This window comes from Parabacteroides sp. AF21-43 (assembly GCF_003635435.1).
Taxonomy (GTDB): domain Bacteria; phylum Bacteroidota; class Bacteroidia; order Bacteroidales; family Tannerellaceae; genus Parabacteroides; species Parabacteroides distasonis.
Window position 1 is genome coordinate 78,521 of record NZ_QTMG01000015.1, and the last position, 16,891, is coordinate 95,411.

Consider the following 16,891-nt stretch of genomic DNA (forward strand, 5'->3'; position numbering starts at 1 on the left):
TTCCTTATTTCTTATCTATAATCTTAACAATCTCATCCACGATACGGTCCGCGCTATGGCGTTGCGCCAAGGTCTCGATATTACGGCTCAACGTACACAAACGTTCATCGTCATGAACTATCTTCAAGGCAGTAGGCACCAAATCCTTTTCCGCGTCTTTATCGGCGATCATAACGGCGGCATCCTTATGGACCAAGGCTAAGGCATTCTTGGTCTGATGATCTTCCGCCACATTCGGCGAAGGCACCAAGACCACCGGTTTTCCTAATAAGCAAAGTTCCGAGATAGAACTAGCCCCCGCACGGGATATCACCAAATCGGCCGCTGAATAAGCATAATCCATACGGGTAATAAAGTCTGAGCACCAAACCGGCATTCCCCGGTACGCCTTCAAATGCTTGGAAGCGTCGCTGTAATAATACCTACCGGTTTGCCAAATAACCTGTACATCCGAGGCGAAGAACTTATCCAGATCCCCTTGAATACTCCGGTTAATCGTCCGTGCGCCAAGGCTACCACCTACCACAAGGATCGTTTTTTTCTCCGGAGAAAGCCCGAAGAACGCCAACGCCTCCTCTTTCTTACTCAACGCCTCTTCCAAATCCTGTCGCACCGGATTTCCCGTAATCACGATCTTATCCGCCGGAAAGAACTTCTCCATGCCCTCGTAAGCGACACAAATCTTGCTCGCTTTCTTCGCCAACAACTTATTGGTCACACCGGCATATGAGTTTTGTTCCTGTATCAACGCAGGAACACCTTGCGAAGCCGCCATCCATAAAGTCGGTCCACTGGCATAACCGCCCACGCCGACCGCTATATCTGGCTTGAACTCACGGATCGTCTTCCTCGCCAAGCGCAAGCTTTTCGCTAAACGAGCCATGACCTTCACGTTGTTCATCAAGTGGGCACGATCAAACCCACTCACTGGTAAACCTACGATTTTATAACCGGCTGCCGGAACCTTATCCATTTCCATGCGGTCTTCCGCCCCCACAAATAAGATTTCCGCATCCGGAAAACGTTTCTTGAAAGTATTAGCGATAGATATGGCCGGGAAGATATGGCCTCCCGTACCACCACCACTTATTATGATCCGGTACTTTCTCATACTTTTGACTCTACAGTTATCGTTTCGACAGCCGACAGCGGATTATCTTCTTTCTCTCCCTCGACCGCCTGATTTATTGTCTCTCCGGATGGCTCGTCGGAAGGATTCTCTGGATTCTCCGTATCCTCCTCTTCCTCATCCTCATTTCCGATATTGGCTCCAAAACGACTTACGCTCAATATGATCCCGAAATAGATACAAGATATAAGCGTAGACGTACCACCCCGGCTCACCAACGGCATCGGTTGCCCGGTAACGGGCACTAAATTCACGGCTACCGCCATATTCGCCAAGGCTTGGACTACCACCAGCAACCCACATCCCAACACTAGGAATTTCGGGAATGATTTATCACATTTCCGGGCGATCATCCCGACCCGCACTAGCAGCATTATATAAAGCAACAGTACAAAGATCCCCCCAACGATACCCAGTTCCTCTATGATAATCGCATAGATAAAATCAGAATACGCCTGTGGCAGGAAGTCACGCTGTTGGCCATGTCCGGGCATCTGTCCTAATACGCCTCCCCTGGCAATAGCTATCTTCGCATGGGTTACCTGATAATTATCATCGGTTATCTTATACGTACCACTCTCATCCAAATTATCCTTATGCCCGTCGAAGAAACGCTCCAAACGCCCCTGCCAAGTAACGAATCGATCCGGCAAATACTGAGTAATAGCGGCTGGCGTAAACTTAAGCAACACCAAGAACAATACCAACGCCAACATCAAGATGCCCGCCAGCTTCGCCAACTTACCAAATGGCAACTGACCGATAAACATCATCAGGAAACAAACCCCGAATAGCATAAACGCCGTAGAGAAGTTCTCTGGCAGAATCAAGACACAGGTGAGTCCTACTCCAATCAGTATATACTTAAAGATCTGGTTCTCCGTTAATTTCCCCCGCTTGCTGAGCAAGAAAGCGACAAACACGACACAAGCCAGCTTCCCGAACTCCGAAGGCTGGAACTGTATTCCCATGATTTCCAGCCATCGATGCGCGTCATTAGCGTCCACGCCGATAAAGGGCGTCACGATCAACATCAACATCGAGACCGGCAATAATATAATAAACGCAGAGAAGAAACGACACGGTATATTATGTAACAGCAATACCATGACGAAACCTCCCAATAAAAAGGTGGCGTGCCGTACGATAGGCGCCCAGTGATTCGCGTTCTTATAAGCGATCGTACTGGTCGCGCTGAACACCTCCACCACCGATATAAGACACAGGAACATGAAGATGATCCATATCACCCGGTCGCCCTTAAACAGTTTACTCGCCAGATCCATTTTATCCTTTATTACAAATTACGTACGCAAGCCTTGAACTGATCGCCCCGATCCTCATAGCTCTTGAACAGGTCGAAGCTGGCGCAACAAGGAGAGAGCAATACCGTATCTCCCTTATGAGCCATCTTATAAGCTTTCGCCACAGCCTCCTCCATCGAGCGGGCGTCTTCGATGTTCGCCACTTTCCCGTCGAAGAACGCATGCAGTTTCGTATTATCCACACCCATGAAAATCAATGAATGTACCTTCTTATTCACTAATTCCTCGATCTCCGAGTAATCATTCCCTTTATCCGTGCCCCCTAAGATCAAAACGACCGGAGTCGTCATGCTCTGCAAGGCATACCAACAAGAGTTTACGTTCGTAGCTTTCGAGTCATTGATATAATCAACACCACGCACGCGAAGCACCTTTTCCAAACGGTGCTCGACACCCGTGAAATCACTGAGTGAGGCACGTATTTTCTCATCATGAATGTCCACGATCTTGGACGCTATCCCCGAAGCCAAAGAGTTATACAGGTTATGCGTACCAGTCAATGCCAATAGGTCTTGTTCCATCGTAAATGTTCCGTTTGCCGTTTCAATAACTACTTGATTATTTTCCGTATATCCCTTCACGCCGTTCTCATGTGTCTCGGCGAATGGGTAAAGAGTAGCCTTAGGATGCCGTTTGGCGATCTCACGGGCTATGATCGGGTCATCGTTCCAGAAAATGAAGGCGTCGTCCTTCGTCTGATTTTGCAAGATGCGGAACTTAGCGTCTACATAATTCTGCATCTCATAGTTATAACGGTCCAGATGATCCGGTGTTATATTCAATATAATAGCGATATCCGCTCTAAAGTCGTACATATTATCCAGTTGGAAACTGCTCAACTCGATCACGTAGACCGCATGTGGATCTTCCGCAACCTGAAGCGCCAAGCTGTTTCCGACATTTCCGGCCAAGCCCACGTCCACGCCCGCTTCTTTCAGTATATGATACGTAAGCATCGTCGTTGTCGTCTTGCCGTTGCTACCCGTGATGCAAATCATCTTCGAGTCCGTATACCTTCCGGCAAACTCGATCTCGGAGATGATCGGCGTACCTTGCTTCTTCAATAACTGTATGATAGGAGCCTTGTCGGGAATACCCGGGCTCTTGACAATTTCGTCGGCATTCAAGATGTCGGCTTCGGTATGCTGTCCCTCTTCCCAACGAATCCCGTGGTTGTCCAGCATCTCCTTATACTTAGGTTTGATAGACGATTTATCGGACACGAACACGTCGAATCCTTTCGCCTTCGCCAAGACAGCGGCTCCCGCGCCACTCTCCCCGGCCCCTAATATAACCATTCTCTTACTCATCTTTTATCTCATCTTTAACGTAACTATCGTCATAACAGCCAAAATAATACCGATCAACCAGAAACGGACCACGATCTTCGATTCAGGCACGACATTGAACGGCTTTTGGATCAACGCCTGTATACCCGCGTTTCCCGGCTTCTGGAAATGATGGTGTAAAGGAGCCATCTTGAAGATACGGCGACCTTCCCCATACTTCTTCTTCGTATATTTAAAGTAGGCCACTTGCAACATGACCGATATATTCTCCACCAAGAAAATACCGCAAAGGATCGGAATCAACAACTCCTTACGGATGATGATCGCGAAAACAGCGATAATACCTCCCAAGGTCAAGCTCCCCGTATCTCCCATAAATACTTGGGCCGGATACGAGTTGTACCATAAGAAACCGACCGTGGCACCGATAAAGGCAGCGGCATAAACCACCAACTCCTCCGCACCGGGTATAAACATGATATTCAAGAACGAGGCGAACTCAAAGTGGGATGACATATAGGCCAAAATACCGAGCGCCACCCCGATGATCGCCGATGTCCCGGCAGCCAAGCCGTCCAATCCATCCGTCATATTGGCTCCGTTCGACACGGCAGTCACCACAAAGATCACCATCAGCACGAACACCAGCCACGCGGCCTCCTCCTTATAATCGCCCGCCCAGTTCACCAAGTTGGCGTAATCGAAATTATTGTTTTTCAAGAACGGGATGGTCGTCTTTGTCGATTTGGTCTCCACCGTATGATAACGCACCTCCTCGATCACGTTATCATGGCGCACCTCCATATTCTCCTTGATCACCACATCCGGGCTCATGAACAATACCAAGCCAACGATCAGGCCCAGTCCTACCTGCCCGACGATCTTGAAACGTCCGTGCATGCCCTCCTTATTCTTCTTGAACACCTTGATATAATCATCCGCGAATCCCAAGGCTCCCAGCCAAACCGTAGTCACCAACATCAATATCACATAGATATTATTCAGCTTGGCACACAGTAAAGTCGGGATCAATATAGCGATAATAATGATAATACCTCCCATCGTCGGCGTTCCCTTCTTGCTCATCTGGCCCTCCAGCCCAAGATTTCTCACCGTCTCGCCGATCTGCAACATTTGCAACTTATCGATGATACGCCGGCCGATCGCCGTAGAGATAAACAAGGACAAGATCAAGGCCAACCCCGAGCGGAAAGATACGTACTTAAACATACCCGCTCCCGGGAAATCCAACTGATCCAAATAATTAAAAAGATAATAAAGCATGTCGTCTTAAATATTATGATTGTTGTGTCGAAAAAATCTCGCGTAACTTCTCACGGTCGTCAAAGTGATGTTTCACCCCCTTGATCTCCTGATAGTCTTCGTGGCCTTTTCCGGCAACAAGGATCACATCCCCTTTCTTCGCCAACATCGTAGCGGTCTTGATCGCTTGCGTACGGTCCGTGATACATAAGACACGTTCCATATCCATTTTCGTCAATCCGGCTACCATATCGTTAATAATATCATCCGGTTCCTCAAAGCGCGGGTTATCGGAAGTCAGAATTACCTGATCGCTCAGCTTGGCAGCCTCTTTCGCCATCAACGGACGCTTCCCCTTGTCCCGGTTTCCCCCGGCACCTACCACGGTAATGATACGTCCTTTCCCATCCAATACCTCATGAATGCCATTCAGTACATTCGTCAAGGCATCCGGCGTGTGAGCGTAATCCACGATCGCCGTATAACCGAGCGGAGACTGGATCGTCTCGAAGCGACCGGATACGGAGCGAAGCGTGCTCAGCACGATCAACACCTCCTCGGGATCTTTCCCCAAAGAAACTGCGGCTCCGTACACGGCTAGTAAGTTATAAGCGTTGAAACGTCCCACGAAATGCACCATAACCTCCCGACCGTTAATGATCAAGTCTGTACCCTCGAAATGAGATTCCAATATCTTTCCCTTGAAATCGGCCAAGGTACGCAAGGAATAGGTCAGCTTCTTCGCCTTCGTATTTTGCAACATCACCAAGCCGGATTTATCATCGGCATTCGTCAAGGCAAAAGTCCCGGCAGGCAGGTCATCGAAGAATTTCTTCTTCGCTTTCAAGTAATTCTCCACGGTCTTATGATAGTCCAAATGATCACGGGTCAAGTTCGTGAAAATCCCCCCGTCGAAAGACAGGCCGCTGATGCGCCGCTGATCGATCGAATGAGAGCTAACCTCCATAAAAGCATACTCACACCCGGCCTCTACCATCCGGGCCATCAAGGAATGAAGCGTAAGCGGGTCCGGTGTCGTATGATCCGTCGGTACCGCCTCGCCATCTATATAATTACATACCGTGGAAAGCAATCCCACCTTATGTCCCATCTTCCGGAACATCTCATATAATAAAGTAGCGATCGTAGTCTTCCCGTTCGTACCCGTCACGCCTACCAACACCAATTTCCGGGAAGGATCACCATACCAGCGGGAAACCAAAAGACCCAACGCCTCCGCCGAATCCTTCACCACGATAAACGAGCATCTCCCCTCCAAATAGGACGGAGCCTCCTCGCATACGATAGCGACAGCCCCCTTCTCTATGGCGCTGTCCATATAGGCATGGCCATCCACGGCCGTACCTCTCACAGCGACAAACAAAGACCCTTTCGTCACCCGACGAGAGTCTGATTGAATATTCGTGATATCCACATTATCCGCCCCCATCAACATAGGAGCTTCCAACGCACCGATTAAATCCCTTAGTTCCATACCTATTTCAATGTTAATAATACGGTCTGCCCCTTAGACACTCGCTGTCCGGGTTGAATACTCTGCGAAACGACCCGTCCGACACCCGACAAAGAGACACGCAGACCGGCTTGCTCCAACAAGAAAACCGCATCTTTAGCCCCCATGCCGACTACCCGGGGTACCAGTCCCTCACGAATCGTCAGATCGCTTAATTTCACCTTATTCTCTTCTTGCTCGGCGGAGGCTACGACCCACTTTGTCTCCAAACTGTCCGTATCCGCCTTAATATCCAATTCATCTAATACGTCCTCTACCGCCCTCAGATCGCCGCCTTTCACACGAGGTACCATCACGGCCGTCGAATCCCGTTCCATATCCCGGACATCGAACGACATATGGCTGGCGTATATCTTCTCGGCGATCGCACGCACCACGCCTCCCGACATCGTACCGCCCGAAGGATAACCAATACGAGGACGGCGGATCACCACGATACAAGAATACTTCGGATGATCGGCCGGGAAATAGCCACAGAAAGAGACTTGGTGCCCGCTCGTACGGTAGACACCGCCCGTAGCGATCTGCGCCGTACCGGTCTTTCCGGCGATCCGGACAATATCCGAATGAACCGCCTTACCGGTCCCTTTCTCCACGACTCCCAGCAACATATCTTTTATCAACGCCAGCGTATGATCCGAGCAGATCGAAGAGTTGATCACCTCCGTGGAAAAACTCTGCACGGTCTTGCCGTTATGTAAGATCTCTTTCGTAAACATCGGGCGAACCATCTTTCCGTTGTTCGCGATCGCGTTAAAGAACGCCAACGTATTGATCGGCGGTACCTGCGTCTCGTAACCGAACGACATCCAAGGCAAGGTGGTCTTGGACCAATAACGGGTCGTATCATCCGGACGACGTATCTTGGCACGTCCCGCCCCCGGTATCTCCAAACGAAGATCCGCGTTCATACCGATACGGTACAGTCCCTCCACGAACTTTGTCGGGTTATCCGAATAACCTTTCAGGATCGTCTTGGCCACACCGATATTGGAGGAATACCAAATCGCCTGCTCCACCGAGATCCGGCCGTATCCACCTTTATTCATATTATGGTCCGTCATGCGGGCACCCTTATACATATATATACCATTGCCTACATCGACCGTATCTCCCGGATTGCATAAACCATCCTCCAAGGCCACCATGATAGAGGCCACCTTGAAAGTAGAGCCCGGCTCGATCTCGTCCGCTACGGCATGATTCTTCGTCTCGCCATATACGCCCTCACGGATACGCCCCATATTCGTAATTGCCTTGATCTCTCCGGTCTCGACCTCCATCACGACAGCCGTACCAGACTCGGCATCGATCGCCTTCAATTTATCGACCAGCGATTTCTCGGTTATATCCTGTATATTGATATCGATCGTGGTGCGGATATCCATGCCATCCACCGGGTCCACCTCAATCACGTTCGTCCAGCCTCCACCGACACGGCGAACGGAACTCAACCCGGCCTGCCCCCGCAGGAGCGAATCGTATTGCAACTCCAATCCATTCTTCCCCTTCGTAGTTCCACCCTCCTCGATCTCTCCGTAGATATCACCGATCGTACGAGACGCCAAGGTCCCGAAAGGTTTCTGGCGCTGCACCATCTCCTTCGTATAAAAACCGCTCTTATAACGTCCCAGACGAAGGAACGGGAACTTACGGATCTCCTTCAAGTCCGAATACGAGACCTTCCCCGCGTAAATCGGGAACTGGCGGCTTTTACCGCTCAGCCCTTTCAGCAGATAAGCCTTATAGCCCGCCGGCGTACGATCCTTCAATTTACGGGAAAGATAAAACGCCAACGAGTCCACCCCATCCTTCTTGGACGTCTTGAACGTATCCAGCCAATTATACTTGGCATCCTTAGCCGGAGTATACGCATCCGCCTTAAAGTCGATATACATATAATAACGAGGCACGCTGGTAGCCATCAACTTACCGTCCGACGAATAGATATTGCCACGTCCGGGCAACACCAAACGGTTCGGTCGTTTCTGGCTCTCGGCCACCTTCATCCATTTATCCCTCTCCACGAAGGCCGTATCAAAGGCACGGAACAGGATTCCTACGGCCACAAGCCCCAGCAACAGCACGACCACGAAGTAACAGAATAAAATCCGGCTACTTTTAGGCTCTATTTCTTTCGGTTCGTTTTCTTCAGACATACCCATTTACACCTTATCTCACTTATATAACTCATAAGGAGGGGTTTTCGCACCCTCCAGATCAATACCTTGCTCCTCGATCAGCAACTCGATTTGCGATTGGCGGCTATTGCCGGTCAACTCGGATGAGATCGACAACGCCTCGAAACGCACATCCCTCAATTGCTGTTGCAACCGGTCGATCTCACGCAACTTTTGCATACAAGTATACCGGTTACCGATAAAGAAAAACGCCAACACGACAAGTAACACGATCATGCGCGTATGCCTCAAGATAAAATCCTCTTTCAGCACGCCGCCACCGAGTATATACCAGAACGAAAGACGTTTCTCCTTCTTCCTCGTTTTCTTATGTTGTCCGTTTTCTTCCATATCTATTTCTCCTTATACCTTCTCAGCGATTCTCAACTTGGCGCTCCGGGAACGGGGATTCCGCTCCACCTCCTCGTCGGTCGGGACGATCACCTTATTATTGACCAAGCGGAAAGGCGATCGTACGTTCCCGAAGAAATCCTGCTCGCATTTCCCCTCGAAGTTTCCGGTCTTCAAAAAGTTCTTTACCAGACGATCTTCCAAGGAGTGATACGTGATAACCACCAAACGTCCTCCCGGCCTCAACACCCGCAAGGTACTCCGCAGCATCTCTTTCAGCGCCCTCATCTCATCGTTCACCTCGATACGAAGCGCTTGAAAGACTTGCGCCAAGAATTTCTTCTCCTTGTCCTTTCCCGTAAACGGCTTGATCACCTCCAAGAACTCCTCGATCGTCTCTATCTTCTTTGTCTCACGGGCTTTCACCAGCACAGAGGCTAATTTCCGTGACACCTTCAGCTCGCCATATAGATAAAACACATCGGCCAACGCCTCCGCCGTATAATTATTCACGATATCGGCGGCGGTCTGCCCCGCACGCGTATTCATCCGCATATCCAACGTCCCGTCGAAACGGAAAGAGAAACCGCGATCCTTATCGTCGAAATGATGGGAAGAGACACCTAAATCCGCCAACAGACCGTCTACCTCCCCGCTTTCTCCATAGTAACGCATAAAATTATACAAATAACGGAAATTACTGCGCACGAAAGTGAATCGTGGGTCTGCCGGGACATTATGCTCGGCGTCCGCGTCTTGGTCAAAGCCGTAAAGTTCGCCCCCGCTACCCAACCGTTTCAAGATCTCGCGGGAATGTCCTCCACCGCCAAACGTAACATCCACGTAAATCCCGTCGGGACGGATATCCAATCCCTCCAGACTTTCCCGCAGCATTACCGGTACATGATAGCAACTATCTTTTTCTTCCATTCGTCGTTCTTACGTTAAACTTCCTCTTAAAATCAAGCGCCGTACTCCTTTGATACGCACGCACATGCCTTATCGGTGGGTAAAAGTACACATTTCCAAAATTACCCGCCAACATTTATATAAGAAAAGTAGGAAAAAGTTATCAACAGGTCGTTAACCCTTCGTCTTTTCGTCCTTATCTCTTACGCTTTTCACCGGTATCCGTTAACCAATTCTTCCTTTCACCTTCATCTTCTAACGGCCGTTGGACGATCATGCAACAGTTGGTAGATGATCTTCTAACAGTTGGTGCATGATCGTCCAACAGCCGTTAGATAACCGATAGTCAAGCTCCCGGGGACTAACCTCCCTAATGGTAGCGGCTAAAAGATCAAGGGGAAAAGGCCAAGATAGCTGGCGAAAAAGCAAAAACTTCACTCAAACCTCTCTCGTTTTAATTATTAACTTTATCTTTGCCCCTTGACAAGCTTATATAGATGGCAAAACAAGGTGTGACAAAGATAGATATCAAGCAAGTATTGGCACAAAAGGCGCCCAAGGCGTCACGCAAGATCCCAGGGTTTATCGTGGACTACTTGATTCGCACGGTTCATCAAGAGGAACTGAATGATATATTAACCCGTTACCACGATAAGGAAGGGGTAGATTTCATGCGTGAGCTTATCGGCTATTTTGACCTTACCCTCGATCTGGTACATGCGGAAAACATCCCGACCGAAGGGCGCTATATCTTCGCCTCCAACCATCCGCTCGGAGGGTTGGACGGCATCTGTCTCTCCGCCGTTATCGGTTCCCGGTTCGAAGGCCGCATCAAGTATCCGGTCAATGATTTATTACTTTATCTCTCCAATCTAAAATCTATCTTTGTACCGATCAACAAACACGGCGCGCAAGGAAAGGACAACGCACGGATGCTGGAGGAGGCTTTTGCCTCGGACGACCAGATCATCACTTTCCCCGCCGGATTATGCTCTCGCAAGATTGGTGGCAAGATACAAGACTTGGAGTGGAAGAAATCGTTCATCCAGAAGGCGGTGCAATACAAGCGGGATATCGTACCGGTCTATTTCGACGGGAAGAATTCCAATTTCTTCTACAACCTCGCCCGGATACGCAAGGCGCTGGGTATAAAGATGAATTATGAGATGATTTATTTACCGGACGAGATGTTCCGGAGCAAACATAAGACCTTCCGGATTTATTTCGGGAAGCCTATCCCTTGGCAGACATTCGACAACGGCAAGAAACCCGCCGAATGGGCAGAGTGGATAAAAAACAAGGTTTACAAACTCAAGGATTAACAGACGAAACATATGCAAGACATTATCAATCCCATAGACAGGGCACTACTGAAGGCTGAATTGACCAAAGAGAAGAGGTTGAGAAGTACCAATAAATCGAAGAATGAGATTTATATCGTCACGGCGCACGACTCACCCAATGTCATGCAAGAGATAGGGCGTCTGCGGGAGGTCGCTTTCCGTTATTACGGGGGTGGCACGGGATTCCCTGTGGATATCGATGAGTATGACACGATGGAAGACGCTTACCGCCAGCTGATTGTCTGGAGCCCGGAAGATGAGCAGATCTTGGGGGGATACCGTTTCCTTTGCGGTTCGGACGTTAAGTTCGACGAGAATGGTAAACCGATCTTGGCGACCTCGCACTTGTTTAATTTCTCAGAGAAATTTATCAAGGAGATCCTTCCTTATACGGTAGAGTTGGGACGCTCGTTCGTGGCTCTGGAGTATCAATCCACCCGTTCCGGGGCGAAAGGCTTGTTCGTGTTGGATAACCTGTGGGATGGATTGGGGGCTTTATCCGTGGTTGATCCGAGCTTGCGGTATTATTTCGGGAAGGTGACTATGTACAATACGTACAACCAAGAGGCCCGTAATATGATCTTATACTTCCTCGGATTGCATTTCCCGGACGCAGACCAACTGATCACTCCGGTATATCCTTTGGAGACTAATATGGATGTAGAGAAGATGAGATCTCTTTTCCCTCACGATAATTTCAAGGATAACTACAAGGTATTGAACCAAGAGGTTCGTAAATTCGGCATCAACGTGCCTCCTTTGGTAAATGCTTACATGAGCTTGTCGCCTAAGATGCGTGTATTCGGCACAGCGATCAACCATGAGTTTGGAGAGGTGGAAGAAACGGGTATCTTAATCGCTATTAACGAGATATTAGAGGATAAGAAGAAACGGCATATTGAGACGTATCTGGAAGAGGAGTACAAGTCCGCCGAGTTGATACGCAAGAATTTCATCGGGGAATAAAGCCGTAGATATGGCTAGCGCGACAGCGTAACAAGATATAAAAAGGTTCAGCCTAACCGTTCGCCTCCAAGCGGATTAAAAACGGACAAAGGCTGAACCTCTTTTTATCTCAAATAAATCTTATAGCATAGTCCACCGGAGAAATATTTCATTCGCTGCAATTCAAATTGAAAATGTATATGATTGAATAGTAGGTAAGTGGCTCCCATAGCGAAGTCTTTCGAATCGTATTCGGCTATGACGTTCAAATGTGGGGCGAATGAAGGATTGTAGGTGATACCTCCCGCTACACCGTTCAAGGGATAATCCTCACGGCGGTTATACAGATAGGATAAATGAACACCTAAGGTTTCCCTTCCCAGCTGAAAATGTTTGGTAGCGGCCAGATAATAACGGCAGAAATAGCCGTTTCCCGTAGCCGAAGCGAATTTATGCCCGGATGACGTAAAAGGGTCCGAAGTCCCCAGCACGACAGCGGGGATGTATTTGCTTTCTTTCAACACACGTAAGCGGGCGGAGAAATAACGATCTTGGTTCGTGAATCCGGAATAGCCATGCTTATCCAATCCAAGGCTCTCGGCCGTAAACAGCGTACAAGTATACGCTACTTCCAGAAACGGGAAGATCGTCACGTTCAAATAATAATTCCACGTATTAAAATTAAACTTGGGAGGCGTAAGCTCTTGATGCAAGAAGTTTCCGCCAAGCATCACGGTCTTGTCCTTTTGCATATCGGCGGACGGGGCATGCAATAGCCCTGTCGTGCCATAAGATAATTGAGCCGGAAGTAAGGTCCAGCAACTTAAGAATATGATCAATAAGAGTAATTTCTTCATTTTTCTTTGTTTACTTATAAACTTCCGGCTCAACATTATTTAATCAAGCTTCAAATATCAAGCATTAATCCGGGATGATGATACCGCCACCGGCGTTATTGCCATCACCATGTCCGTGACCGTGGGATTGCTTGTAAACAGGAGTACCTTCTATCTTGATAAGTTTTTTAGCTACAACCTGAATCTCTTCCACCTTTTTACCCTTTGTCATAAACTTAAATACATACGTATTTGTAGTATATGTCTTCTTCAAGCTCATAGAAGCGACCGTACGATCAGCTTCCGTAGGAACGGATGTTGTCAATGATGTTTGGATACCTATCTGATAACCATCAGCTTGCAAACGATTAGAGATTCGGTTATAAACCGCATTCTTAGCGACTTGACCATCTACGTTAGATTTTCCGACTAGATCCTGCAAGTTTTCTCCAACATAAGCATTTGTAGTTGTAACAACTACAGGAATGTTTCCTGCCTTACCATCAGAGCAGTAGTCAACAACCTTTTCTACGATTGTAGTATCAGTACTGATATCTTCAGTTTCCGCTAATGCCAACTCAAAACCTGCGGCAAACTTAGAGAAGTGAGCGACAGACATTTCCGCACCAGTACCATTGATATAAACAGGGTCCGCCGTAGGATCAATCTTCATGATCTCCTTATTATCTATGCCTGTGGTCGCATATAACAATGCCATAGGCTGTGTAGAAGAAACCAAATCCTTCGGAGCGTCGAACGAGATCTTCAAAGCCGGAGAGAATACCGTACCGCTAGGCTCGCCTTTATATACACGGCTTACACTGGCTACCGCACCAGCATCAGAAGTCACATTATTGGATTGCAGAGCTTCCGCAGACATATCACGTTCAATCACCAATGTTTGATTACTACTTGCCGGCATAACGATAACGACAGGCTTACCACTTTCCGCGACCAAACTTACCTCATCTTTCTCTTTTATACCATCAGCGGTCGTACTTTCAATCACTCCTATCGATTCTGTCAATTTCTCAGCATCACTTTGATTCAAAACCTTAATAACTGGAGCTTGAACCTCATTATCCGCACCTTTATAGTTATCTAAGACATTAGCAGGAATGACAACGTCTACTTTTTGCTCAACATTATTCTCATCCACATAAGTGACACCAGACACCTTAACCTCTTCGGTTCCGCCTGCGTTAATCGCATTCTTAATCTCATCCGCTACTTTTTCCGCTTCTTTTTCCGGAACCTGAACACCATATTTAGAAAAATCAATCTCCGTATTTCCACCTGTACCTATAGGGTTCAATGTGATAGGAAATACATAGTTCATACTCTGACCGACCTTAAAGATGATCGTACGAGAGTAGCTCGTATAACCTGCGGCTTTAACACTCAAGATAAATTGAGCATCCTCCGTAACCTTTGATGATGCGATATTGAAAGAGAACTCACTCTCATTCTTAGAAATAAATAACTCTTCACTTCCTAACATCAATGTGACTTCCGCTGTCTTGATGTCTGCGCCCGTAGATAGGTCTGTTATTATACCAGATACGATATAAGTCGCTTTTGACGGATCTGTCGGTTTGGAAGGATCGGAAGGATCAGACGGGTCTGTTGGCTTGGAAGGATCAGACGGGTCAGAAGGATCTGTCGGCTTAGAAGGATCATCCGGGTCTACTGGAATAGAAGGAGCGACATTCATCACGATAATAGCTGGATACTCAACGTCGAATGTATCACCTTCGCCCTCTTTCTTTTCTTGATCCGGAACGGCTGAAACGACAACCTTAGCCACGGCTTTAGTATATCCGGAAGCTGTAGCTACTACGTCGTAGATACCGGGAGTCACATCAGAGACCTTAAAATTAGGTTTATTCTCTTTAGCGATCTCTTTATCCCCGTATTTTACGACAACAGAAAGGCTGGAAGTAGAGATAGCTTTTCCCACAACATCCTCGATCGATACGGAAAGATTGTACTTCGCCTTCTTATACTCTTTCGGAGTATCGGGAGTCGTGCCCTTTACCATGACGGCGTTTACTACATACTGTCCAACACCCGATTCGATCTTCTTCACATCCACATCATAGCTTCTGTCTGCATAGCCTTCCGACTTAAAGGCGATTTTGTAAGAGCCTGGTGTACTTTTCAAGTCGAAAGAGTACGTTCCATCAGAACCCGTCGTAGCACTAAGAGATTGAGCTCCAGAAAGAGCTACGCTAACGCCAGCCATTGGGTTGTTGCTGGCATCCATAACCGTACCACCAATCGCATAGGTGGCAACAGTGCCACCACCATCCGGAGTAGGCACATCATCATCGTCATCCTTACAACCAACGAAGCCAATCATGGCTGTCGTAAGGAACAAGACCAATAAGGTCTGTAACTTTGTAATTGTTCTCATAATAAAACTAGGTAATTATATACCAGTTTACACCTCCCTATAAAAAGATAGACAAATCTCATTTTTATTGACCGACCCTATGATAAAGCATTAAAAAGTATGTCATAGGGTTGTTTGCGTTTCTAAATATCTATATCTTTGCCCCACGTATTAGAATAAAGACGTAGAAGCGTTAAGATATTATCTCGTATTTGAAATCTGGACAATTTCAACCACTCGGGATAATAGACAAAGATGCCTCCTACGCCTATGTTGTTATATTTATACCTCTAGGGGCAAACTATACACAATCATAAGGCGTGGGGCTGTTGTTTGTTATCGAGTGGTGGGCAGTCCAGAGCCTCAAATACGGTAACATCCAATAGTCCCCACGCTTCTTTTATTTAGAAACCACCGAACGAAGGGGACAGGGAGGGCAAAAACAAACACACAATGAAAAAAGCATTCTTATTTATCAGTACGGCATTCTTGTTATCAAGTTGCGCAGCGGTAAAGTCTCCGGTAACAGGTTATGTCTATCAAGAGACTCAATCACCAGTCTCGGTAACTTCAAATCCTTTAGGATCTAAGAAAGGAGAGGCTACGGCAACAAGCGTCTTGGGCTGGTTCGCATTCGGGGACGCAAGCGTACAAAAAGCGGCTAAAGACGGCGGTATCACAAAGATTAGTCATATTGATCAGAAGTCAACAAGCGTCTTAGGGCTGTTCGCCAAGTATACGATAACGGTTTATGGGGATTAACATGAAACGTATCATATACTTATTAGCGGTATCATGTTTCCTGCTTATTTCTTGCCACGATGACGATCGTTTTAGTGTCGAAAATGTAGTTGGCAATAATACCTCTATCGTAGGAATGTGGCTTCGAGAAGCAGGCAAAGAACAAATGGTATATGCGTTCTTTGAAGACGGGACTGGGTATGAAAAAACAACTGATAGAAGAAACAATACTGTTAGCGTAGATGGATTCACATATGAATTTGATCCAAATACGATGAGTATAGTTTTTGATAAGGAGTTTGATAATGCAATATACTCAGAGTGGACCGTGGAAATGAAAGGAAAATCTTATATGATCCTAACACATCACGGGATCTGGGACGCTGGACACGGCTTAACACATGAGGATACTTACTCATTCGAGCTATTCAGAATAATGGATGAGTAGACTAAACAGTAAAATTAAAAGATAAGCGGGATTAGATTTAGGCTAGTCCCGCTTTTGTTTTATCATATTTATTAACTTTTAAAATTATAGACATGAATAAAAGAAAAGTCAAAAAGAAACTCTATTTAAATAACAAAGAATTTCAAGTCTTATTTCGTTCAGACAAGAAATACTTTAGATATGCGATAAATAATATATGCTTT

General features: G+C 47.1%; 14 protein-coding genes. 4 read left to right on the top strand and 10 right to left on the bottom strand.

All coding sequences use genetic code 11. The features are described 5' to 3' along the window. Nucleotides 1–4 precede the first annotated feature (4 nt). Genes murG through rsmH form a run of 8 tightly spaced genes read right to left on the bottom strand, consistent with a single transcriptional unit; the run spans nt 5 to nt 10,001 of the window. Nucleotides 5–1,111, bottom strand: coding sequence for an undecaprenyldiphospho-muramoylpentapeptide beta-N-acetylglucosaminyltransferase (gene murG, locus DWX84_RS12005; protein WP_048927969.1), 1,107 nt, complete (start codon nt 1,109–1,111; stop codon nt 5–7). Next, a complete protein-coding gene (locus tag DWX84_RS12010) occupies nt 1,108–2,415 on the bottom strand; it encodes an FtsW/RodA/SpoVE family cell cycle protein (RefSeq protein ID WP_005866970.1) in 1,308 nt (435 codons plus the stop codon). The genes murG and DWX84_RS12010 overlap by 4 nt, the downstream gene beginning before the upstream one ends. 11 nt (nt 2,416–2,426) lie before the next feature. After that, entirely contained in the window at nt 2,427–3,764 is a 1,338-nt protein-coding gene (murD, locus tag DWX84_RS12015) for a UDP-N-acetylmuramoyl-L-alanine--D-glutamate ligase (protein WP_048927968.1), read from the bottom strand. A gap of 3 nt (nt 3,765–3,767) precedes the next feature. Then, nucleotides 3,768–5,027 carry a phospho-N-acetylmuramoyl-pentapeptide-transferase gene (mraY, locus tag DWX84_RS12020; protein WP_005861367.1) on the bottom strand — a complete coding sequence of 420 codons (1,260 nt, stop codon included), beginning with the start codon at nt 5,025–5,027 and terminating at the stop codon, nt 3,768–3,770. Nucleotides 5,028–5,040: 13 nt separating this feature from the next. After that, nucleotides 5,041–6,501, bottom strand: coding sequence for a UDP-N-acetylmuramoyl-L-alanyl-D-glutamate--2,6-diaminopimelate ligase (locus DWX84_RS12025; protein ID WP_048927967.1), 1,461 nt, complete (start codon nt 6,499–6,501; stop codon nt 5,041–5,043). A 2-nt stretch (nt 6,502–6,503) separates the two neighbouring features. Further along, nucleotides 6,504–8,699: a penicillin-binding protein gene (locus DWX84_RS12030; RefSeq protein ID WP_048927994.1), complete on the bottom strand. Its 2,196-nt coding sequence runs from the start codon at nt 8,697–8,699 to the stop codon at nt 6,504–6,506. Between the two features lie 18 nt (nt 8,700–8,717). Continuing rightward, the gene (locus tag DWX84_RS12035) at nt 8,718–9,071 is read right to left on the bottom strand and encodes an FtsL-like putative cell division protein (RefSeq protein WP_005861360.1); all 354 of its coding nucleotides are present in this window, start codon (nt 9,069–9,071) and stop codon (nt 8,718–8,720) included. 12 nt (nt 9,072–9,083) lie between these two features. Next, the gene (gene rsmH / locus DWX84_RS12040) at nt 9,084–10,001 is read right to left on the bottom strand and encodes a 16S rRNA (cytosine(1402)-N(4))-methyltransferase RsmH (RefSeq protein ID WP_048927966.1); all 918 of its coding nucleotides are present in this window, start codon (nt 9,999–10,001) and stop codon (nt 9,084–9,086) included. Nucleotides 10,002–10,477: 476 nt separating this feature from the next. Between rsmH and DWX84_RS12045 the strand changes: the two genes are divergently transcribed. Both DWX84_RS12045 and DWX84_RS12050 read left to right on the top strand, forming a co-directional pair. Then, nucleotides 10,478–11,302, top strand: coding sequence for a 1-acyl-sn-glycerol-3-phosphate acyltransferase (locus DWX84_RS12045; RefSeq protein WP_048927965.1), 825 nt, complete (start codon nt 10,478–10,480; stop codon nt 11,300–11,302). Nucleotides 11,303–11,314: 12 nt separating this feature from the next. Then, nucleotides 11,315–12,289 carry a GNAT family N-acetyltransferase gene (locus DWX84_RS12050; RefSeq protein ID WP_005866962.1) on the top strand — a complete coding sequence of 325 codons (975 nt, stop codon included), beginning with the start codon at nt 11,315–11,317 and terminating at the stop codon, nt 12,287–12,289. A 104-nt stretch (nt 12,290–12,393) separates the two neighbouring features. Here the strand turns inward: DWX84_RS12050 and DWX84_RS12055 are convergent, their stop codons facing one another. Continuing rightward, a complete protein-coding gene (locus DWX84_RS12055; protein WP_048927964.1) occupies nt 12,394–13,125 on the bottom strand; it encodes a YjbH domain-containing protein in 732 nt (243 codons plus the stop codon). 64 nt (nt 13,126–13,189) lie between these two features. Beyond that, nucleotides 13,190–15,520 carry a carboxypeptidase-like regulatory domain-containing protein gene (locus DWX84_RS12060; protein WP_009018316.1) on the bottom strand — a complete coding sequence of 777 codons (2,331 nt, stop codon included), beginning with the start codon at nt 15,518–15,520 and terminating at the stop codon, nt 13,190–13,192. A gap of 432 nt (nt 15,521–15,952) precedes the next feature. Between DWX84_RS12060 and DWX84_RS12065 the strand changes: the two genes are divergently transcribed. Together DWX84_RS12065 and DWX84_RS12070 are read left to right on the top strand one after the other, a co-directional pair. Beyond that, nucleotides 15,953–16,261, top strand: coding sequence for a TRL-like family protein (locus DWX84_RS12065; RefSeq protein ID WP_057328672.1), 309 nt, complete (start codon nt 15,953–15,955; stop codon nt 16,259–16,261). 1 nt (nt 16,262) lies between these two features. Beyond that, complete coding sequence (locus DWX84_RS12070; RefSeq protein ID WP_122377521.1) at nt 16,263–16,688, top strand: hypothetical protein; 426 nt, start codon at nt 16,263–16,265, stop codon at nt 16,686–16,688. Nucleotides 16,689–16,891 lie beyond the last annotated feature (203 nt).